The 18,894-nt window shown below is 61.4% G+C and carries 23 protein-coding genes; 6 read left to right on the top strand and 17 right to left on the bottom strand.

The window, feature by feature from the left end:
- The first annotated feature begins 49 nt into the window (after positions 1–49).
- Positions 50–280 (top strand): hypothetical protein, encoded by a 231-nt coding sequence (locus R2855_19040; protein MEZ4533097.1) that lies wholly within the window; start codon positions 50–52, stop codon positions 278–280.
- Here R2855_19040 and pyrE read toward each other — a convergent pair.
- The 5 genes from pyrE to R2855_19015 are packed head-to-tail and all read right to left on the bottom strand — an operon-like array spanning position 273 to position 7,655.
- Positions 273–857, bottom strand: a complete 585-nt coding sequence (pyrE, locus tag R2855_19035; GenBank protein ID MEZ4533096.1) for an orotate phosphoribosyltransferase — start codon at positions 855–857, stop codon at positions 273–275. The two genes, R2855_19040 and pyrE, sit on opposite strands and share 8 nt — an antisense overlap.
- Before the next feature lie 6 nt (positions 858–863).
- Complete coding sequence (gene cax, locus R2855_19030; GenBank protein ID MEZ4533095.1) at positions 864–1,925, bottom strand: calcium/proton exchanger; 1,062 nt, start codon at positions 1,923–1,925, stop codon at positions 864–866.
- Positions 1,926–1,958: 33 nt separating this feature from the next.
- Positions 1,959–5,189 carry a carbamoyl-phosphate synthase large subunit gene (carB, locus tag R2855_19025; protein ID MEZ4533094.1) on the bottom strand — a complete coding sequence of 1,077 codons (3,231 nt, stop codon included), beginning with the start codon at positions 5,187–5,189 and terminating at the stop codon, positions 1,959–1,961.
- A complete protein-coding gene (gene carA, locus R2855_19020; protein ID MEZ4533093.1) occupies positions 5,186–6,343 on the bottom strand; it encodes a glutamine-hydrolyzing carbamoyl-phosphate synthase small subunit in 1,158 nt (385 codons plus the stop codon). The genes carB and carA overlap by 4 nt, the downstream gene beginning before the upstream one ends.
- Positions 6,318–7,655 carry a dihydroorotase gene (locus tag R2855_19015; GenBank protein ID MEZ4533092.1) on the bottom strand — a complete coding sequence of 446 codons (1,338 nt, stop codon included), beginning with the start codon at positions 7,653–7,655 and terminating at the stop codon, positions 6,318–6,320. The genes carA and R2855_19015 overlap by 26 nt, the downstream gene beginning before the upstream one ends.
- A gap of 355 nt (positions 7,656–8,010) precedes the next feature.
- On the opposite strand from R2855_19015, the gene nth reads away from it, so the two are divergent.
- The 5 genes from nth (at position 8,011) to R2855_18990 (ending at position 11,862) form a co-directional block, all read left to right on the top strand.
- Positions 8,011–8,655: an endonuclease III gene (gene nth, locus R2855_19010; GenBank protein ID MEZ4533091.1), complete on the top strand. Its 645-nt coding sequence runs from the start codon at positions 8,011–8,013 to the stop codon at positions 8,653–8,655.
- A 1-nt stretch (position 8,656) separates the two neighbouring features.
- Complete coding sequence (locus tag R2855_19005) at positions 8,657–9,304, top strand: histidine phosphatase family protein (protein MEZ4533090.1); 648 nt, start codon at positions 8,657–8,659, stop codon at positions 9,302–9,304.
- The gene (locus R2855_19000; GenBank protein ID MEZ4533089.1) at positions 9,304–10,080 is read left to right on the top strand and encodes an MBL fold metallo-hydrolase; all 777 of its coding nucleotides are present in this window, start codon (positions 9,304–9,306) and stop codon (positions 10,078–10,080) included. The genes R2855_19005 and R2855_19000 overlap by 1 nt, the downstream gene beginning before the upstream one ends.
- Entirely contained in the window at positions 10,028–10,942 is a 915-nt protein-coding gene (locus R2855_18995; GenBank protein ID MEZ4533088.1) for a P1 family peptidase, read from the top strand. Before R2855_19000 ends, R2855_18995 begins: the two co-directional genes overlap by 53 nt.
- Positions 10,943–11,184: 242 nt before the next feature.
- A complete protein-coding gene (locus R2855_18990) occupies positions 11,185–11,862 on the top strand; it encodes a hypothetical protein (protein ID MEZ4533087.1) in 678 nt (225 codons plus the stop codon).
- A gap of 146 nt (positions 11,863–12,008) precedes the next feature.
- On the opposite strand, the gene rpsI is transcribed toward R2855_18990, so the two are convergent.
- From rpsI to R2855_18930, 12 genes are all read right to left on the bottom strand, one after another.
- A complete protein-coding gene (rpsI, locus tag R2855_18985) occupies positions 12,009–12,413 on the bottom strand; it encodes a 30S ribosomal protein S9 (GenBank protein MEZ4533086.1) in 405 nt (134 codons plus the stop codon).
- 20 nt (positions 12,414–12,433) lie between these two features.
- Positions 12,434–12,868 carry a 50S ribosomal protein L13 gene (rplM, locus tag R2855_18980; GenBank protein ID MEZ4533085.1) on the bottom strand — a complete coding sequence of 145 codons (435 nt, stop codon included), beginning with the start codon at positions 12,866–12,868 and terminating at the stop codon, positions 12,434–12,436.
- A 4-nt stretch (positions 12,869–12,872) separates the two neighbouring features.
- Complete coding sequence (gene truA / locus R2855_18975) at positions 12,873–13,763, bottom strand: tRNA pseudouridine(38-40) synthase TruA (protein ID MEZ4533084.1); 891 nt, start codon at positions 13,761–13,763, stop codon at positions 12,873–12,875.
- A complete protein-coding gene (rplQ, locus tag R2855_18970) occupies positions 13,753–14,106 on the bottom strand; it encodes a 50S ribosomal protein L17 (GenBank protein ID MEZ4533083.1) in 354 nt (117 codons plus the stop codon). Before rplQ ends, truA begins: the two co-directional genes overlap by 11 nt.
- Before the next feature lie 4 nt (positions 14,107–14,110).
- Positions 14,111–15,172 carry a DNA-directed RNA polymerase subunit alpha gene (locus R2855_18965; GenBank protein MEZ4533082.1) on the bottom strand — a complete coding sequence of 354 codons (1,062 nt, stop codon included), beginning with the start codon at positions 15,170–15,172 and terminating at the stop codon, positions 14,111–14,113.
- A gap of 89 nt (positions 15,173–15,261) precedes the next feature.
- Positions 15,262–15,906 (bottom strand): 30S ribosomal protein S4, encoded by a 645-nt coding sequence (rpsD, locus tag R2855_18960; protein ID MEZ4533081.1) that lies wholly within the window; start codon positions 15,904–15,906, stop codon positions 15,262–15,264.
- Between the two features lie 18 nt (positions 15,907–15,924).
- Entirely contained in the window at positions 15,925–16,341 is a 417-nt protein-coding gene (gene rpsK, locus R2855_18955) for a 30S ribosomal protein S11 (GenBank protein ID MEZ4533080.1), read from the bottom strand.
- Positions 16,342–16,404: 63 nt separating this feature from the next.
- Positions 16,405–16,776: a 30S ribosomal protein S13 gene (gene rpsM / locus R2855_18950; protein MEZ4533079.1), complete on the bottom strand. Its 372-nt coding sequence runs from the start codon at positions 16,774–16,776 to the stop codon at positions 16,405–16,407.
- 33 nt (positions 16,777–16,809) lie between these two features.
- Positions 16,810–16,923 carry a 50S ribosomal protein L36 gene (gene rpmJ / locus R2855_18945; GenBank protein MEZ4533078.1) on the bottom strand — a complete coding sequence of 38 codons (114 nt, stop codon included), beginning with the start codon at positions 16,921–16,923 and terminating at the stop codon, positions 16,810–16,812.
- A 118-nt stretch (positions 16,924–17,041) separates the two neighbouring features.
- Positions 17,042–17,806: a type I methionyl aminopeptidase gene (gene map / locus R2855_18940; GenBank protein ID MEZ4533077.1), complete on the bottom strand. Its 765-nt coding sequence runs from the start codon at positions 17,804–17,806 to the stop codon at positions 17,042–17,044.
- Positions 17,807–17,813: 7 nt separating this feature from the next.
- Positions 17,814–18,485: an adenylate kinase gene (locus R2855_18935; GenBank protein ID MEZ4533076.1), complete on the bottom strand. Its 672-nt coding sequence runs from the start codon at positions 18,483–18,485 to the stop codon at positions 17,814–17,816.
- A gap of 70 nt (positions 18,486–18,555) precedes the next feature.
- Positions 18,556–18,894, bottom strand: a 339-nt coding sequence (locus R2855_18930) for a preprotein translocase subunit SecY (protein MEZ4533075.1), incomplete at its 5' end; no start/stop codon positions are given.

The raw sequence follows: 18,894 nt of genomic DNA, 5'->3' as shown, positions 1-18,894 counted from the left end.
TGCTCTCCATGGTGAACAACACCTAGCGCGCCTGCGCCAAGGAGCAAACATGTCCGGCTATTCGGTTCCGTCCAGAGAAGACGACCCGGTGCACACCGTGCGAACCATCGGCCGGTTGTCCCAAATGCTCATCGAACTGCGGGACGAGTACGTGGCGCGCCCCAGACCTGAAACGCTGCAGCAGATCGAGCAGCGTCTGGACGATCTGCTCCTGCAGCGCGAGGCGCTCCGGGCGCGCATCGACCACGCCAGCGACACGAGCGATCGATCGGCTACGTAACCGAAGTCGATCCGGGTTTCACCAACGCTGCACCTGCCGCACAAAGCGGGCACTCCTCGGCGGCCCAGCTTTCGATGTTAAGTGTGAGCAATGGCAAGAGGGGAAGCTCGCCAAACCTGACCGATCCGCCACTGCGATCGGCAAGTACTGCTATCCCAACGACTTCGACCGGATGACCCTTCAGCGCGTTAAGGGTCTCTGCCACTGATCCTCCAGTAGTCAGAATGTCATCGATCACGAACACACGAGCACCGGGTGTGAAGACGGTGCTTCGCTTGATTTCCCGCCCGGAGAGTCCTTCGCCACTTCGCTCAGCGTACGCCGCCGGCAGTCCAAGCTGCCGGGCCAACTCGAAGGCGAGCAGGATTCCGCCGGTTGTTGGGCCAACGATCACATCGATGTCCCACGCGCGAAGTTGCTCCGCGAGCGGTTCGAGGACCAGGGATGTTGCTCCAGGATTGCGCAGCAGATCGAACTTCTCGAGATAGCGGTCGCTATGCCGACCAGAGGCAAGGAGAAAATGCCCCTGCTTGAGGGCGCCGGCATCGACGAAAAGCTGTTCCAGATCGACCGTCATCGACTCCTATCCTGCAAAGTAAAAGGCGGTGCCCAGAATGAGATAGACCGCAATGAGCTGCGCGCCTTCCAGCCAGTTCGATTCGCCATCCTGCGAGATCGCTACGGCGAGCAAGACCGCCGCGATGAGCGCAATGAGTTCCCATGTGTTGAAGACCATCGGGATCGGCTTATCGATGACCTCACCGATGAGCACCAGGACTGGCGCCACAAACAGGGCCACCTGCAACCCCGATCCGAGCGCGATACCCAGGCTCAGATCCATGTCATTGTTCCAGGCGGCCTTCACGGCCACAAGATGCTCCGCGACATTGCCGACCAGCGGGACGACGATGAGCCCGATGAAGACTTCGCTCAGCCCCCAGGATTCAGCCGTTGGCTCCAACACGCCAACCAGGATCTCGCTCATCACAACGACCGCCAGCGTGGCGGCAACCAGCAACCCAATCGCAACCTTGAGCGACATCGTGGCTTTTTCGATGTGCTCCTTGTGCGGCTTCTGGGAACGCTTGTCGAAAAGCGTAAAGTAGAGATAAGCCGCGTAGATGACCAGCATGATGAGGGCGACGCCATCGCTCAACCGTTCGGCGTCGTGCCGATCGAGCGTGACACCATCCGCATTGGTCAGATAGAAGAGGCCGGGAACGACGAGCGAAATGACCGCCAGGGTCATCATGGTGGCGTTTGTGGACGCTTCGCGCGGATCGAACGACTGAATCCCGTTCTTCAGTCCGCCCAGGAGCAATGATGCGCCGAGCACGATCAGGATGTTCCCGATGATCGAACCAGCGATGCTGGCCCGCACGACACTTTCGAGGCCTTCACGCAAGGCGGCGACCGCAATAATGAGTTCGGCAAGGTTGCCCAACGTGGCATTCAGCAGCGAACCGATCTTCGGACCGGTGTAGATGGCGGTTTCTTCGGTCGCGGTTCCCAACACACCTGCAAGAGGGATCAGGCTAAGCGCGCTCAGGACGAAGATCAGCGAATGGCTGCCGATATCGAGAAACTCGAGCGCGAGTGTGATGGGCACCAGCGCGAGCATCCCATACATGACCTTCTGGACCATGCTCCACCCTCCCGATTGTCGATCACACCCGGTCTAGTAACCGGTGCCTGTCTCACGATACGCCGTGATGGGTTGAACGGTATAGACCTCAGTTGCGCGTTCCATCGAGGCTACCATGGCGCGGGCAGTATCGATCGATGTGATGCACGGCACGCCACGTTCGACCGCGGCTCGCCGAATCTCGAGCCCGTCGAGGAACTCCTTGTCGGCTGGACCAGGCGTGTTGATCACCCCGTCGACAATGCCAAGCAGGATGACATCGACCACATCCGGTTTGCCACGCCCGATGCGCTTGGTCACCATTTGAACCGGCATTCCGGCCCGCTCGATCATCGCCGCGGTCCCTTCGGTGGCGTAGAGCTTGTATCCCTGGCGGACCAATGAGTTGATCATTTCGAGCGAATCGGCCTTGTCTTCATCGGCGAGGGAGATGAGGATCGATCCGCGCGGAGGAAGCGACAGCCCAGCGGCAATGAGCGCCTTATAGAACGCCGAGTCAAAGTTCCGATCGACGCCCATCACCTCGCCGGTCGACTTCATTTCTGGTCCGAGGTTGACTTCGACGCCGCGGAGCTTGGCCATCGAAAACACTGGCGCTTTGACCGCAACCAGCGGTTGTCGCGGCCAGAGACCACCGGCAAAGCCCTGATCCTTCAGCGTCTTGCCGAGCATGATATTGGTGGCCAAACGCACCATCGGTACGCCAGTGACCTTGCTCATGAACGGCACTGTTCGGGAGGAGCGAGGGTTGACCTCGAGCACGTAGAGTCGTCCGCTATGGATGACGTATTGAATATTGATCAAACCTCGAGCGCCTATAGCCAGGGCGATGCGCGTGGTGTAGTCGACGATGGTTTCGATCTCTGCCGGGAAGAGCCGGATGCCAGGGTAGACCGCGAAGGAGTCACCAGAATGCACGCCGGCGCGTTCGATGTGCTCCATGATGCCGGGAATGAGGACGTCGGTTCCGTCGCAAATCGCATCGACTTCGACCTCTTTGCCGAGCAGGTACTTGTCCACCAGAACAGGGCGATCGACGGTCATCGTCGTCGCGTTGCGGATGTAGCGGGAGAGCTGCTCGGAACTGTAGACGACTTCCATCGCCCGTCCGCCGAGAACATAGGAGGGGCGCACCAGCACTGGATAGCCTATTCGATCGGCGACTGCCTCGGCGTCAGCCAGGGTCGTGACCGCGGCCCCGTTCGGTTGCGGGATGCCGAGCTCTCGCAGGAAGGCTTCGAATCGATAGCGATCCTCGGCGAGGTCGATCGAGTCCTGGGAGGAACCCAGAATCTCAGCGCCGCGGTCGGTGAGCGGTTCGGCAAGATTGATGGCGGTCTGACCGCCAAACTGCACGATGACTGGCGGACCAGCACCTTCTCCGTCGGGACGTTCGTGCTTGATGACCGCGTCGACACTTTCGGCATCGAGCGGTTCGAAATAGAGCCGGTCGGAGGCATCGAAATCGGTCGAGACCGTCTCGGGATTGGAGTTGATCATGATCGACGCCACACCGGCATCGTGCAGCGCGCGCGCTGCATGGACCGAGCAATAGTCGAATTCGATTCCCTGTCCGATGCGAATCGGACCTGAACCGACAACCAGCGCGCGCTCACCCTCGATGGGTGCGGCTTCGTCTTCGAACTCGTACGTCGAGTAGAAGTATGGCGTCGAGGCTTCGAACTCGCCGGCGCACGTGTCGACCATCTTGTAGACCGGAGTCATGCCGAGTCCGACACGATAGTCGCGCACATCGGTCTCGGTCGTACCGAGCAGCGTGGCAATCTGACGATCGCTGAAACCCGCGCGCTTGGCGGCCCACAGCAGCTCCGGATCGAGATCGCCCTCCGAGGCCGCGATGGCCTGTTCGATCTCGACAAGTCCGAACAGTTTGTCGAGGAACCATTCGTCGATCTTCGACCAGACATGGATCGTTTCGACGGTGACGCCGGATCGCAACGCTGACATGATCGCCCAGAGGCGCAGATCGTTCGGCTTCCGAATCAATGCCTCGGTCTGTTCCGGAGTCCATCGCGCGTCGACCCAGGCGAGGTCCTTGGCTTGCCCTTCGAGCGAGCGAACCGCTTTCTGCAGCGCGCCTTCGAATGACCGGTCGACGGCCATCACCTCGCCGGTTGCCTTCATTTGCGTGCTGATGGTGCGGTCGGCGCGCACGAACTTGTCGAACGGCCAACGCGGAATCTTCACGACTGCATAGTCGAGCGCCGGTTCGAATGCGGCCGTGGTCTTCTGCGTAACCGCATTACGGAGTTCATCGAGCGTCTTGCCGATAGCGATCTTGGCTGCGAGCCGCGCAATGGGATACCCCGTCGCTTTCGAGGCAAGCGCGGAGGATCGGCTGACACGCGGGTTGACCTCGATCACCGAATACGCAAACGAATCCGGATCCAGGGCGTACTGAATGTTGCAACCGCCTTCGATCTCGAGCGCGCGGATGATCTTGAGCGCCGAAGAACGGAGCATCTGGTACTCGTAGTCGGAGAGGGTCTGCGAGGGCGCAACGACGATTGAGTCGCCCGTATGGACGCCCATGGGGTCGAAGTTCTCCATATTGCAGATCGTGATGCAGGTGTCGCGGCTGTCCCGCATGACCTCGTATTCGATTTCTTTCCAGCCGGTGAGATCGCGCTCCAGCAGGATCTGATGAATCGGGCTGGCATTGAGACCGCTTGCCACTATGCGATTGAGCTCGTCCGGCGTGGTGGCCACACCGCCACCAGTGCCACCCAGGGTGAAGGCTGGGCGAATGACGAGCGGGAGCGGGACTCGATCCGCAAACTCGCGCGCTTCCTCGATCGAATGAACGATGGCGCTCTCGACCGCGGGCTCTCCGATTTCCTCCAGCATTGCCTTGAACAGAGCACGATCTTCGGCGCGCTTGATGGCCGACAGCTGGGTGCCCAGCAGTTTCACGCCATAGCGGTCGAGGATCCCGAGCTCAGCGACTTCCACCGCCAGATTGAGTCCGGTTTGACCGCCGAGCGTCGGGAGCAGTCCATCGGGCCGCTCCCGCTGGATGATGCGACGGATGACTTCGGGCTTGAGCGGTTCGATGTAGACCGCATCGGCGACGTCTTCATCAGTCATGATCGTGGCGGGATTGGAATTGACGAGGATGGTGCGAATCCCCTCTTCCCGCAGAGCGCGACATGCCTGAGTTCCCGCGTAGTCGAACTCCGCCGCCTGCCCGATGACGATGGGCCCCGAGCCGAGGACGAGGACGCTGCGAATTTGATTGCTCACGCTGCTTTCCTTGCCCTCACCATATCGAGAAAGTCGTCGAAGAGATTGCCGCTGTCCCATGGGCCAGGCGACGCTTCGGGATGGAACTGCACCGAGATGATCGGCAAGGACGCATGGCGAAGGCCCTCGACGCTGCGGTCGTTGAGATTGACGAGCGCAACTTCCCAATCCTTGCCAGTCGGGAGCGTCGAACCGTCCACGTAGAATCCATGATTCTGCGCGGTGATCGAAACCTGGCCAGAACGCACGTCCTGCACCGGATGATTGCCTCCACGGTGGCCGAACTTGAGCTTGCCGGTATCCGCGCCGATAGCGCGCGCAAGCAGTTGGTGCCCGAGACAGATACCAAAATAGGGAACATCAGCGTCGAGCGTGGCGCGAACGACATCGAGACCACTATCGAGGTTCTTGGGATCTCCCGGACCAGGCGAAACGACGACGCCATCGGGTCTCAGCGCTTCGATATCCGCGAATGGAGTGCCGTAGGGCACGACAGACACGACGGCGCCGCGGTCGACAAGCGATTGCACGATGTTGAACTTGACCCCGCAATCGACGATAACGATGTGCGGCCCGTCGCCGGCGCCAAAACGCTGCAGTCCATCGTGGCCTACGAGACCGACAACGTCCCATTCACCGGGCAGCCGGGCGACCTTCGCCCGCTCGACGAGCTCCTCGTCCGTCACACCTTGCATCTTGCGAACGAGGACGCCACGGATGTCGCCGCTCGTGCGAATGTGGCGGGTAAGGGCACGAGTGTCGATGCCCGAGATGCCCGGAATCTGGTTGTCGCGCAAGTAGGCGTCGAGCGTTCCCTCTGAGCGCCAATTGCTGGGCAGATTGCAGAGTTCCCTGACGATGAGACCCGATATCCATGGTTGGCGCGATTCGGCGTCGGCCTGATTGACTCCGTAGTTACCGATGAGCGGAAACGTCATGCACACGATCTGACCAGCGAACGAGGGATCGGTGCAGACTTCCTGATAACCGGTCATCGAAGTCGTAAATACGACTTCACCGTCAGCGTCGAAATCGGCGCCAAAGCCACGTCCACGGAAGATCGTCCCATCCGCCAGGGCAAGCGCGGCGTCCCAGGCGGGCGTAAAGCGGGTTCCGTTCATTCCGGTGTCAGGCGGCAAAACGCAATTCTCCATCGACAATCGTAAATCGGTTTCGGCCACAAAGGGTCATGCCAAGCAAGGGCGTGTTGGCGCTTCGCGTACGAAGGCTGGACGCCTCGACAATCCAGGTCTCATCCGGATCGAAGATCGTGATGTCTGCCGGGGCTCCCGGGATCAGGCGCCCTCGATCGCTACGCAGCACCTGCGCCGGGTTGTAGCTCATCAGCCGAACAAGGTCGAGATAGCTGATATGCCCCGCGCGGACGAGCGCGAGCATCATCGGGAGACCGAACTCGAGCCCGCTGAGTCCAAACGCCGCAGTCTCAAATTCGCCGGGCGCCTTGTCGGTGTCGGCGTGTGGCGCGTGATCGGTGGCGACGATATCGAACGTGCCGTCCTCGATGGCAGCAAGAAGAAGCTCTGTATCGCGCCGGGGCCGCAGCGGCGGGTTGACCTTGGTGTTGGGATGTGCCGGTTCGGCCGGGCTTCCTGCCGGCTCGTCGACGTTCACGAACGTCCGATCTCCGGCAACCCATTCATCGGTCATGAGCAAATGGTGGGGCATTGCCTCTGCTGTGACGTTGACGCCACTCGCCTTTGCCTGGCGAATCATTTCGATACCGGCCCCGGTGCTGACATGCAGCACATAGAGCCAGCCGCCTGTCTTCGCGGCAAGGTCGAGGTCGCGGGCGAGGAGATTTTCCTCTGCGCGCGCTGGAAGACCCTTGAGTCCGAGTCGCGCTGATACGTCGCCCTCATGCATGGACCCGCCCATGAGCGACTTGTCTTCGCAGTGAACCATGACCGGGCGATCAAGCGACTTGCTGGCTTCCAGCGCCGCAATCATGATTTCGGGGTCGTCACAGCTGTCGCCATCGTCAGAAAAACCGATGGCTCCGGCGGCGACAACCGCCGGGTAATCGACTGCCTTCACCCCCAGACGGCCAACCGAGATCGCGGAAATTGGATGCACATGCACGATAGCCTCCGCCGCGATCAAGTCGTCGAGGAGGGCAATCGAGTCAGTCGAGTCCAGCGTCGGGCGAGTATTCGGCATGCAACAGACGGTCGAGAACCCGCCGGCCGCGGCCGCAGCTGTGCCCGTTGCGATCGTTTCCTTGTTGTCGAAGCCGGGTTGCCGCAGGTGGACATGCATATCGATAAGTCCGGGAGTAACGACCAGGCCTGAAGCGTCGATTTCCGAATCGCCAGCGTTGGCAGGCACATCGCCTACGTGGGAAATGCGCCCGTTCTGCAGCAGGAGATCGGCTTGTCCGTCGAAGCCAGATGCGGCGTCGACCACCCTTCCATTTCGAATAGCTATCGATCCTGGTAGTTTGGACACTAGGGTTTCCGTGCGCACAAAAAACCGCCTCTCGGTGCGATCGACGACCGGGACGCGGCAACCACTTGCGACGTTGCTCGATGTGCGCGGAAGCGGGAGGCTCCCGCTGCATCCTGAGTTGTAAGGATACGGGGAGCGGTCGGAATGTGCAACGAACGATGACGGAAACGGGTGACTGGCTCGGGGTCCAGGGTCCAGGGTCCGGGGTCCGGGGTCCGGGGACAAAGGGGGGGTTGGAATTGGCAGAGTGGAACAACTTCGCCGGGTTAGAAGGAGCGACGGCTGCGGTCTCCCGTACAATCACTCCATGAGGACGGCAGCAGCAGCCGCAGAGTCATGCAACAAGATCGACGACGTGTGGCGTCGATTGAAGGCGGAATACGGTGAGCCACGGATCGAGCCGACGGGCGATCCGATTGGGCAGCTGGTGTCGACCATCTTGTCGCAACACACGGCTGACGCGAGCTCGGACCGCGCGTACCGGCAGCTTCGGGCGCGTTTCCCAACCTGGTCCGATGTTGCCACTGCCCCACTCGATGAGATTGCCGAATCGATCCATCTCGCCGGGTTGTCGAACCAGAAGGCAACGACAATCCAGACCGCATTGCGCGACCTGGATTCCACAGATTTGCAAGCGCTCTCGACACTGCCGGTTGCCGACGCCAGAAGGCGATTGACGTCGATACGAGGAGTTGGAGACAAGACGGCGTCGTGCGTACTGTTGTTCGCGCTCGGTATGCCCGCCCAACCGGTGGACACGCACATCGAGCGCGTGAGCAAGCGCATCGGCATGACAAGTGGAGCGAGGACCGCGGCCGGCATCCAGGATGTGCTGGAGGAATGCCTTCCCGCGGATGGACAAACCATGTACGCGTTTCACGTCGATCTGATTCGGCACGGACGCGAGATATGTGTTGCACGCTCCCCGAAATGCTCGCTCTGCGTCCTGTCCGATCTCTGCGCGTACTACCAGCAGTCGATCTCGCAGATGGAATCCTGATATGCCGGTGACGACCCGTCTTGTACTTGTTCGCCACGGCCAAACGTCGGCGAACTTCTCACGCGTCCTGTGCGGATCGACCGATCTTCCGCTCGACCCTGTGGGGGAGCGCCAGGCGCAGCTGGTTGCGCAGAGGATCGCGACCGAGATGGCCATCGACGCGCTCGTTTCGAGCCCAATGACGCGAGCTCGCGCAACCGCAAGTCCGATCGCCGCCCTCACTGGACTCGACATCGAGGAAGCCCACGATTTGCGTGAGGTCAGCTTTGGCGATTTGGAAGGCTCGACGGTCGAACACCTGGAAACCGAGCACCCGCAGATCGCGAAGTTGATGCTCGATCCGCACAACACGAGTCTGCGCTGGCCCAACGGTGATCACATGCAGGAGTTCTATTCTCGTACCCAGAAGGCGTTTGCCGAGATTGCGCACGCGCATGCGCGCAAGACCGTTGCAGTTGTCGCGCACGGCGCAGTCATCGGAGGTTACCTGCGTTACGTCACGGGCGCGCCAATCAATGCGTGGCGCACGCATGGCGTTCGAAACTGCTCTATCTCACTCGTCGATGTGATCGATGGTCGACCGATAGTCTCGTCTGCCAACGACTGCGCGCATCTGGATACGGTGCTCGAGCTTGTTCAGGAGGCTTGATGAAACTCACCATTCTGGGCAGCGCGGCCGCCGGAACGAATGCAGGCTCGGGGTGCTCGAGCTATCTGATTCGCTCTGAAGACACCAGGCTTCTGATCGATTGTGGTCCCGGCACGATTCCGGAGCTGAAACGCCACATCGATGTCCGCCTTGTCGACGGAATCGTCATCTCTCATATGCATCTCGACCACATCCTGGATCTGGTGACTCTGCGAGGAGCGTATCGCTACGCCCCAGAACCATTCGATGGCCGAATTCCGCTCTGGCTGCCACCAGGAGGGGCAGCCATTCTGGACAGTCTGGCTGCCCCGCTCGATCTGGATCACCATTCTCCGCTCTTCTTCGACCAGGTCTACGAAACACACGAATACAATCCGATCGACTCGCTGCAAATCGGTTCGATTGCGATCGATTTCGCGCCAACGCAGCACGCGATGCCGGCCTGGGCCATGCGTGTGGCGCGTTCCGGATCGGACGCAGCAATAGGGATAACGTCCGATACCGGTCCGGTGACCAACCTGGCGGCGTTCCTGCGCGGGGTATCGGCGCTCATTTGCGAGGCGACACTGCTGGAGAGCGACGTTTCACCAATGGAACGAGACCACCTCACCGCGCAAGAAGCGGGGAGGCTGGCTGAAATGTGCCAGGCAGGCCGGCTCGTTCTCACGCATGTCTGGGATGAGCTGGGCGCCGACAAGCTCCTGAGCTCCGCCATGAGCGCATATGCCGGACCTGTGGAGATTGGCTGGCCCGGGATGGAGATCGAGACGACATGAGCGAACTTGCGAGTACGCGATCGGCCACTGGACCGACCTCGATGCTCTGACCGGCTGCACCGTCATTCTGTTCGATCGGCTCGTGTCGGCCTCGTTCGAAGCGAGAGGTGGAGCGCCCGGCACGCGCGAGACCGACCTGCTGCGGCCGAGCGCGTCAGTGCGCGCAGTTGACGCGATCCTGCTCTCCGGGGGAAGCGCTCCGGGACTGAGCGCGGCGGATGGGGTCATGCGCTACCTGCAGGAGCAGCAACGCGGATTCCCGACACCGGCTGGACCGGTGCCGATCGTGCCGGCTGCGATCATCTTCGATCTGTCAGTCGGGAAGCCCATCTCCCCTCGTCCGGACGATGGCTACTCCGCCTGCCTGAACGCCGTGGATCCAACGACAGCCCAGCGTGGTCAGGTGGGCGCAGGCACGGGCGCGCGCACAGGCACGATCCATCCACGCAAGGGTCCGGTCCGCGGCGGGTTCGGGGCCGCGACGGTGACATGCGCAGCCGGTTCGGTGTCGGCATACATGGTGGTCAACTCGGCGGGAGAAGTCATCACCCCAGACACGCTCGAGGATGTCCGCGCATCGCTTCTGCAGGCTCCGCTGCCAGGAGAAGGGCGCGAGTCGACCACGATCGGGGTGGTGGTGACAGATGCCGTCGTCGACCATCGGACCCTGGAGCGGATGACGATCGCGGCACATGACGGAATGGCCCGCGTGATTCGCCCTTGCCACACACCGCTGGATGGGGACGCGGTGTTCGCATGCGGATTGCGAAGCGGTTCCTGCGATCTCATGACGACAATGGCGCTTTCTCTGGCCGCCGAGGTCGCCGTAGAGCAGGCCATCCTGGATGCCGTAATGTCGTAATCGTGATCGGTGTCGGCATCACCCGGTGGTATCATCGGAACGACACTTCGACATCAAGTTCGTATCCGATCTCTTTGAGCAGCGCGAACTCCGATGACCTATCTCTCGACACCACAATTCCTACTCTCGACAGCGAGCAGCCCGATTCTTCCCGGGAGTGCTTATCTCGACATCGGAGGGCGGCTGCCCCTGAGCGGGATCGATCTGGATGGGTATGGGTCGTTGCGATCGAAGCTCCAGCGGTGGACGACCGTGCCAGTCGAGGAGACCGAGCGCATTCGTTCGATCTGGCTGCCGGCCGATTCTCCCTGCTCGCCACCGAGCCATGTGACGCGTTGGGGCCAGTGCGCATTCTGAGTGGCAGCTATCCCACTGTTGTCATCGACCGCCCGGAGCGACGATCGCGCGAGGATCTGGCCAATCAGGTGGGAACCGCGATCCGGCTGCGACAGCTCTGGGGAGATCACTGCCGAGTGGCAGTGGCGGTGCGGCCGTACCACCCCAGCGGGGTGCGCGCGCATCTGAGCCAGATTGCCGGTCTGCGGATGCAGGCGTCGGAATGGGATGTCGATATCGCGCTGGATCTCAGCAAAGATGTCGACTGGTTGTGGGAAGCCGAGGCATCGATCTACCGAATGATGCCGTCGCTCCGCTTGGTTCGCATCGGCATCACCGCTGCAACGCTCGATGGCCGTTTCCGGGCTTCCTTGACCGACCGCGCGTTGTCATCATGCGCTGAGCTGGGGTTCGACGGAATGATCAGTCTGGTAACTCCGGTGCCGTGGTGGCATTGGCGCAACGAACGGACGATCGAAGCATTCTGCCGCGACGCTACAGGGCGTGTGAACCGGAAGTTCTCACGCATCTCGTCGAGTGGAGAGTTCACGACGGAGCTATCCGCCCCGGTCGAATTCGAATAGGTCGATCGCGACCCATTCCTGTCCTCTGGCGCACCGATGCGCTCGACATCGTGGACCGATCTCACGGCTCTTCGGTCCATGAAACGAAGAACGGCGGCGCAACGAAGCGCCGCCGTCTGTGTATCTGTGCTGTGTGCGGCGCCAGGTTACCGCTTGGTGTACTGAGGCGCCTTGCGGGCTCGCTTGAGTCCGACCTTCTTGCGCTCCTTCACGCGTGCGTCGCGAGTGAGCAGGCCTGCCCGCTTGAGTGGACCACGCAATTCATCATCGGACTTGGCCAGCGCGCGCGCGATGCCATGGCGGACCGCGCCAGCCTGGCCGGAGGTGCCGCCGCCAACGACCTTGACCACCACATCATAGGAATTGGTGGTTTGAGTCAACTCGAGTGGCTGGAGAACGGTGACGTGCAGGAGTCCGCGGCCACCGAAGTAGTCGGTCATCTCCCTGCCGTTGACCTGAATGGAACCACTGCCGGGATACATGCGGACGCGAGCGACTGCCGCCTTCCGACGACCAGTTCCGTAGAGATAACGCTGTTTGGTGTCGACCATGTGAATACTCCCCTACCGGCCTAGACGGCCAGTTCCTTCGGCTGCTGGGCTTCGTGCGGATGCGACGCGCCGGTGTAGACCTTCAGCTTCTTCAGCTGCTCCTCACCGAGCGCATTCTTCGGGAGCATGCCCTTCACCGCGAACTTGATGATGCGTTCCGGATGCTGCTGGCGCATGTCGCGCAGCGAGACCTGGGTGAGACCGCCAGGATAGCCAGAGTGGCGGCTGTAGAGCTTCTCGTTCTCCTTGTTGCCGGTGACAGCGATCTTGTCGGCATTGATAACGATGACGTAATCGCCCATGTCCATGTGAGGGGCGAACGTGGGCTTGTTCTTGCCGCGCAAGGTGCTGGCGATGACCGTGGCGAGGCGGCCCAGGGTCTTGCCCTCCGCATCGACCACGTACCAATCGTGCTGAACGTCCTTCGCGCGCGGCGACCAGGTTTTGCGTTCCATCTCTCTATCCTGACTCCCCGGCTCGTTGCCGGCCATTCGGCCGGTTCCGCACGGCTTCCGGCTGCTCGTTTCCATATCCCACGGCCCAGAGTGTCAACCCTTCGGCCGGGACATTCTTTGGCGCTTTGCGCCGGTCCCTGGCGACGAAAAGCTCGTCGACGAGGTCCGGCTGGCGCGCGCCGCGCCCGATTTCGACCAGGGTTCCCACGATTCCACGAACCATCCGTGGCAGGAACCCATTTGCCACGATGCGGAACTCGATCAGCGTCCCGTCATGTCGGGTGGCGCCCCACCAGTTCTCGATCTCCTGCACGGTGCATAGTCGCACGATGCGAGTCGATCCGTGCTGGCGATCCTTGCGGCTCGACCAAGGGACACCTTCGCCCCCCGATGCGAACGCCGCAAAGTCGTGCTCGCCGACGATACGGTTTGCCGCGTCCGCCAATCGAGCGAGGTCGAGCCGTTGTGGGAAAACCCACACGTACCCATCCGCGTTCGGTTGGCGGGTACCGGTCCACAGACGGTACCGGTATTCGCGCCAGGTGGCTGAATAGCGCGCGTGGAACCCCATTGGCTCCAGTCGCGCCTCCTGAACCGCGATGTCGGTCCCGAGATGGGCGTTCATCGCTTTGGGCAGTTGCCGGATATCGATCCGAACACCCTCACGGGAGCAACTGGCCACCTGCCCGGCGGCATGCACGCCGCGATCGGTGCGGCCTGCAAGATGAATTGGGATGGCCTTGCCGGCAATCTCCTCGAGCGCGCGTTCCAGTTCTCCCTGAACGGTTCGAGCGCTCGCCTGACGCTGCGACCCGACGAATCCCCGGCCGTCGTAGCTCACCCGCAAGCGGATGATCCCGGCAGCCGGTTCGCCGAAACGCGTTCTATTCGACAAACTCGATCAGCGCCATCTTCGCAGCATCGCCGCGACGAGGCTCCAGCTTCGAGATGCGGGTGTACCCGCCGTTGGTGGACTCATACCGCGGCGCGATGACCTCGAAAAGCTTGGTCGTCGCAAGCGGGTTGTCGATCTTGCTCATGATCAGATGGCGATTCGCGCTCGAATCCTCGCGCGCGATGGTCACCAGCTTCTCGATCACCGGGCGAAGATCTTTCGCCTTTGCCTCGGTCGTCGTGATCCGCTCATGGAGAATCATCGAGATCGCAAGCTGGCGAAAGAGCGCCTGGCGCTGTGATGGGTTGCGGCCGAGCTTTCGGCCAGCCTTTCGGTGTCGCATCGAACTATTCCTCGTCGTCCAGATCGCCGCCGATTCCGCGCTCCTGGAGCGCGCGCAGAGCAGCTGCCATATCGTCGATATCTTCGTCGTCGCCAACCACTTCGGCGCCGACACCGCCGATCTGCGCATCCTCCGGCCAGTAGCCGTACTCGATCAACTTGTCACGCAGCTCGTTGAGCGAGCGGGGACCGAAGTTGCGGATCGACATCAGCGTATCGGCGTCGATGGAAAGCACATGACCAACGGTCTCGATGCCACGGCTGCGCAGCGCGTTCGTGACGCGTGGCGAGAGGCCGAGATCGGTGAGGCGCGTGTTCTGCACCTCTTCCGGAATCGACGGACCAGACGCGGTTTCGGCCGCCGATGGCGCGCGGTTGAAATCAGCAAAGACCTTGGCGTGCTCGACCAGAATTTGGGCAGCCTCGGCAAGCGCATCGTTCGGTTCGATGGTGCCATCGGTCAAGATCTCGAGGATCAGGCTGTCGTAGTCGGTCTGCTGACCAACGCGTGTGTGCTCGACGACGTAGTTGACCTTCTGAATCGGGGTATAGATCGCGTCGATGGGAATCTCGCCCAGCGCAAACGTTTCCTGCGTCTCGGCTTCGCGATACCCCCGGCCGCGGTTCACCCACAAATCGACGTCCAGCACTGCATCCGGAGCGGTCAGGGTCGCAATCGCCTGATCCGGATTGATCACGTCGACTTCGGTCGGCCACGCCACATCACCGGCGGTCACGACCTTGTCGCCAGATCCATCACCACGCACGTAAAGGTGCGCGCGAACGTCGCCATTGATGTCCATGACGCGGCGGAGGCGAACCTTCTTGAGGTTCAGCACCAGTTCGGTCACATCCTCGCGCACGTCCTTGACAGTCGAGAACTCGTGCCAGACGCCGTCGATGCGGACGCGCGAGATCGCGACCCCTTCGAGCGACCGAAGGAGAATCCGGCGCAGCGCGTTCCCAAGGGTGGTGCCGTATCCGGGTTCGAGGGGCTCGACGCGATAGCGTCCGTAATTCTCGCCCTCGGTAACTGTTTCAATCGTAAATCCAGGTCGCTCCAACAATGGGAACTGCCTCCTTGCAAATAATGAGAACGCTCACGAGCGTCATGAGTCGCCCTTGCGGCTGTGCGGTCGCAAGGGCGAGAAGTGCATTAGCGGCTGTAGTACTCGACGATGAGCGCTTCGTTGAATTGCGGGATTTCCATTTGGTCCCGAGTCGGCAGCGCAATGACGCGGCCGCTGAGCTCGGTCGGATTGACCGAGAGCCACTCCGGAGCCTGCTTGCTCTGCAGCAAATCCGTAGCGGTCACAAAGTATTCCTTGCCCCGGCTTTCGCCCTTGACGGAGATGACATCGCCGGCGCGCACCTGGTACGACGGAATATCGGTCTTGCGGCCGTTGACCGTGAAGTGACCGTGGCGCACGAGCTGGCGAGCCTGCTGTCGCGAATCAGCGAAACCCATGCGGAAGACGGTGTTGTCCAACCGCGACTCGAGAAGCTGCAGCAGGTTGTCACCGGTCACACCACCGCGGCGCTCGGCCTCGGCATAGATCTTGCGAAACTGCGTTTCGAGCACCCCGTAATAGCGGCGAACCTTCTGCTTCTCACGAAGCTGATGGCCGTACTCCGACGGGCGCCGGGTTCGGCGCTGGCCATGTTGACCCGGCGGGAAATTGCGCGCCGGCTGCTTCATAGTGATGGGGCACTTCGGCCCATCGCAGCGCGCGCCCTTCAAGTAGAGCTTGACGCCCTCGCGCCGGCACAGCCGGCAAACTGGTCCTGTATAACGAGCCATTCCTCTTGACGACCCTTCCTAGACGCGACGCCGCTTGGGAGGACGGCAACCATTGTGCGGAATCGGAGTAGTATCGGTGATCGACACAACCTGAACGCCCGCGGCCTGCAATGCGCGAATAGCCATCTCGCGGCCGGAGCCGGGGCCCTTGACGTAGACATCGACCTGGCGCAGGCCATGCTCCATCGCCTTGCGGGCAGCCTGCTCGGCGGTCACCTGGGCGGCATACGGAGTGCTCTTGCGCGAGCCCTTGAAGCCGTTCGAACCGGCACTCGACCAAGCGATCACATTGCCGGCCGGATCGGTCAGCGTCACGATCGTATTGTTGAAGGTGGCCCGAATGAAGCCCTTGCCGCGAGGGATATTCTTGCGGTCTCGACGCCGAATGCGCGTCTTGCCCTTGGCGGACCCTCCCGATCGTCGACGCTCAGACATTGTTGTCGTTTCTCCTCTACCAGATCGATCTCAATAACGCGGGGCCCCACAGGCCCGCGCGAACTACTTCTTGTTGCGGATACCGATACCGCGCTTCGGACCGCGGCGGGTGCGCGCATTGGTGCGGGTGCGTTGACCGCGCACGGGCATGCCGCGGCGATGTCGCAGTCCGCGGTAGCACCCGATGTCCATCAAGCGCTTGATGTTGAGCGAGACCTCTCGACGAAGATCGCCCTCGACGCGGTATTCCTTGTCGATGATCTCGCGCAGGCGATTGACCTCTTCATCGGTCAGATCGCGCACGCGGGTGTCCGGATTGATCCCGGTGCGCTCGAGCAGGACCTGGCTCGTGTGCAAGCCAATGCCGTAAATGTAGGGAAGCGCTGCTTCGACACGCTTCTCGCGCGGAAGGTCGACTCCGGAAATTCTCGCCATATCGCTCGTTCCTCTAACGCTCGTGCTGAGCGACTAGCCCTGACGTTGCTTGTGCTTGGGATTCGAGCAGATCACACGGATGATTCCGTGCCGCCGAATCACCTTGCATTTGTCGCACCGTCGCTTAACAGATGCTGCAACTTTCATCGATCAAACCAACCTTCTCGTGTCTCGCTCGGGGCCGGGCAGTCCGTCCTCGAAGTGCGATGTCAAACAGCCCAGACGCACCAAGAGCGCACGCGTGGCGCGTGCGCAAGACAGACAATCATACCACAACGGCCACCCGTTTCGTCAGAATTTCCGCCGGGCCGTTCTGAATGAGAATCGTGTGTTCGAAATGCGCTGAACGGGTCCTATCACGCGTGATGACCGTCCAGCCATCATCCAGCTGAAGCGTTTCGTCGCCTCCGACATTGACCATCGGCTCGATGGCGATGGTCATGCCCGCTCGCAGCACGACACCTGTGCCAGCCTTGCCGTGGTTGGCCACGTGCGGCTCTTCCCACATCTGGCGGCCAACCCCGTGACCTCCGTACTCACGGACCATGCCGAAGCCGTTGCTCAGGATGTAGCGTTCGATGGCGCTGCCGATATCGCCAAGGCGATTGCCGGCAACGGCCTGCTCGATGCCGACATACAACGATTCCTCGGTGACATCGAGCAGACGTTCGGACTCACTGTCGATCGTTCCGACGGGATAAGTCCAGGCAGAGTCGCCAATATACCCCTGGTAGGTGGCGCCAATATCGATAGAGATGATGTCGCCATCGCGCAGCGCTTTTTTTCCAGGGATTCCGTGCACGATCTCTTCATTGACAGACGCGCAGATGCTGCCGGTAAAACCGAGATGACCGAGAAAGGTAGGCTTGGCGCCGTTCGTCTCGATCACCTCTCGGACGATATCGTCGAGTTCCTTGGTGGTCACGCCAGGAACGATGGCCGGCTGCACGGCGGCATGGGCCAGGCCAACGATGTGACCCGCCTGCCGCATGAGCTCGATCTCTTTCTCGTTCTTGATCGTGATGGCCATGGCAGGATCAGGCCGTTTGATCGACCGTGGACGCCGCAATGGCATCGACGATCGCCTGCTGAACAGTTTCGACATCCTTGTTTCCGTCGATCGTAGCGACCAGGCCGCGCTTCCCATAGAAGTCGAGCAGGGGCTTGGTCATTTCGCTGTAGAGCTGGAGCCGCTTGTGAATGGCCTCCGGCATGTCGTCAGGACGCTGCACGAGCTCTCCCCCGCACTTGTCGCACACTCCGGGCACCTTTGTGGACTGGAACGCGAGGTTGTAGCTGGCTCCGCACGATGTGCAGACACGGCGACCGCTCATGCGCTCGATCAGAACCGATTCGGGAACTGCCAGCTCGATCACATGATCGATCTCCTGGCCACGTTCACGCAGCAGTTCGTCCAACCCTTCTGCCTGGGCCTCGGTGCGAGGAAAGCCATCGAAGATAACCCCGCTTACCCGATTGGCGGCAATCGTGTCGAGCCGTTCTGCGACCATTGCCAGTGTGATGTCATCGGAGACCAGGTGCCCGGCGGCCAGGATTTCTTTCACCTTGAGACCGAGTGGCGTCTCGTCGGCGATGTGCGCGCGAAACAGGTCGCCGGTCGAGAGCTTGACCGCCCCGATCTTGGGACCGAGCAGATCGGCTTGCGTGCCTTTGCCCGAGCCCTGGGGTCCGATCATGATGATGTTCATGCGAGTGATCCGTTTTCCCGATCAGTCCGCGCGGCGCCCCGGAAACGTCTCCAGGGCGCCGCGAACCGACCTATTGAATGAAGCCTTCGTAGTTGCGCATCATCAGTTGCGCTTCCAGCTGGCGCATGGTGTCGATCGCCACACCAACGACGATCAGGATCGACGTGGCGCTGATCAGCAGCGTCTGGATACCGGTGATCTGCGAGGCGATGTACGGCATGACGGCGACCACACCCAGGAAGAGCGCGCCGACGAGCGTGATCCGCTGAAGAACCTGCTGAAGGTAAACCGCGGTGTTCTTGCCCGGACGGATGCCTGGCACGAATGCGCCCTGCCGCTGAAGGGTTTCCGGGATCTTCTGCTGATAGAAGACGACCATCGTGTAGAAGTACGTGAAGGCCACGACCAG

Source organism: Thermomicrobiales bacterium (assembly GCA_041390825.1).
In the GTDB taxonomy this organism is placed as follows: Bacteria; Chloroflexota; Chloroflexia; order Thermomicrobiales; family UBA6265; genus JAMLHN01.
This window is presented reverse-complemented; position numbering and strand designations above follow the sequence as displayed.

Bases quoted from the DNA above. Each gene is read 5' to 3' on its own strand.
- R2855_19040 (MEZ4533097.1), top strand. From the start codon at position 50: ATGTCCGGCTATTCGGTTCCGTCCAGAGAAGACGACCCGGTGCACACC.
- pyrE (MEZ4533096.1), bottom strand. From the start codon at position 857: ATGACGGTCGATCTGGAACAGCTTTTCGTCGATGCCGGCGCCCTCAAG.
- cax (MEZ4533095.1), bottom strand. From the start codon at position 1,925: ATGGTCCAGAAGGTCATGTATGGGATGCTCGCGCTGGTGCCCATCACA.
- carA (MEZ4533093.1), bottom strand. From the start codon at position 6,343: ATGGAGAATTGCGTTTTGCCGCCTGACACCGGAATGAACGGAACCCGC.
- R2855_19005 (MEZ4533090.1), top strand. From the start codon at position 8,657: ATGCCGGTGACGACCCGTCTTGTACTTGTTCGCCACGGCCAAACGTCG.
- R2855_19000 (MEZ4533089.1), top strand. From the start codon at position 9,304: ATGAAACTCACCATTCTGGGCAGCGCGGCCGCCGGAACGAATGCAGGC.
- R2855_18995 (MEZ4533088.1), top strand. From the start codon at position 10,028: ATGCCGGACCTGTGGAGATTGGCTGGCCCGGGATGGAGATCGAGACGA.
- rpsI (MEZ4533086.1), bottom strand. From the start codon at position 12,413: ATGGTCGACACCAAACAGCGTTATCTCTACGGAACTGGTCGTCGGAAG.
- rplM (MEZ4533085.1), bottom strand. From the start codon at position 12,868: ATGGAACGCAAAACCTGGTCGCCGCGCGCGAAGGACGTTCAGCACGAT.
- rplQ (MEZ4533083.1), bottom strand. From the start codon at position 14,106: ATGCGACACCGAAAGGCTGGCCGAAAGCTCGGCCGCAACCCATCACAG.
- rpsD (MEZ4533081.1), bottom strand. From the start codon at position 15,906: ATGGCTCGTTATACAGGACCAGTTTGCCGGCTGTGCCGGCGCGAGGGC.
- rpsK (MEZ4533080.1), bottom strand. From the start codon at position 16,341: ATGTCTGAGCGTCGACGATCGGGAGGGTCCGCCAAGGGCAAGACGCGC.
- rpsM (MEZ4533079.1), bottom strand. From the start codon at position 16,776: ATGGCGAGAATTTCCGGAGTCGACCTTCCGCGCGAGAAGCGTGTCGAA.
- rpmJ (MEZ4533078.1), bottom strand. From the start codon at position 16,923: ATGAAAGTTGCAGCATCTGTTAAGCGACGGTGCGACAAATGCAAGGTG.
- map (MEZ4533077.1), bottom strand. From the start codon at position 17,806: ATGGCCATCACGATCAAGAACGAGAAAGAGATCGAGCTCATGCGGCAG.
- R2855_18935 (MEZ4533076.1), bottom strand. From the start codon at position 18,485: ATGAACATCATCATGATCGGACCCCAGGGCTCGGGCAAAGGCACGCAA.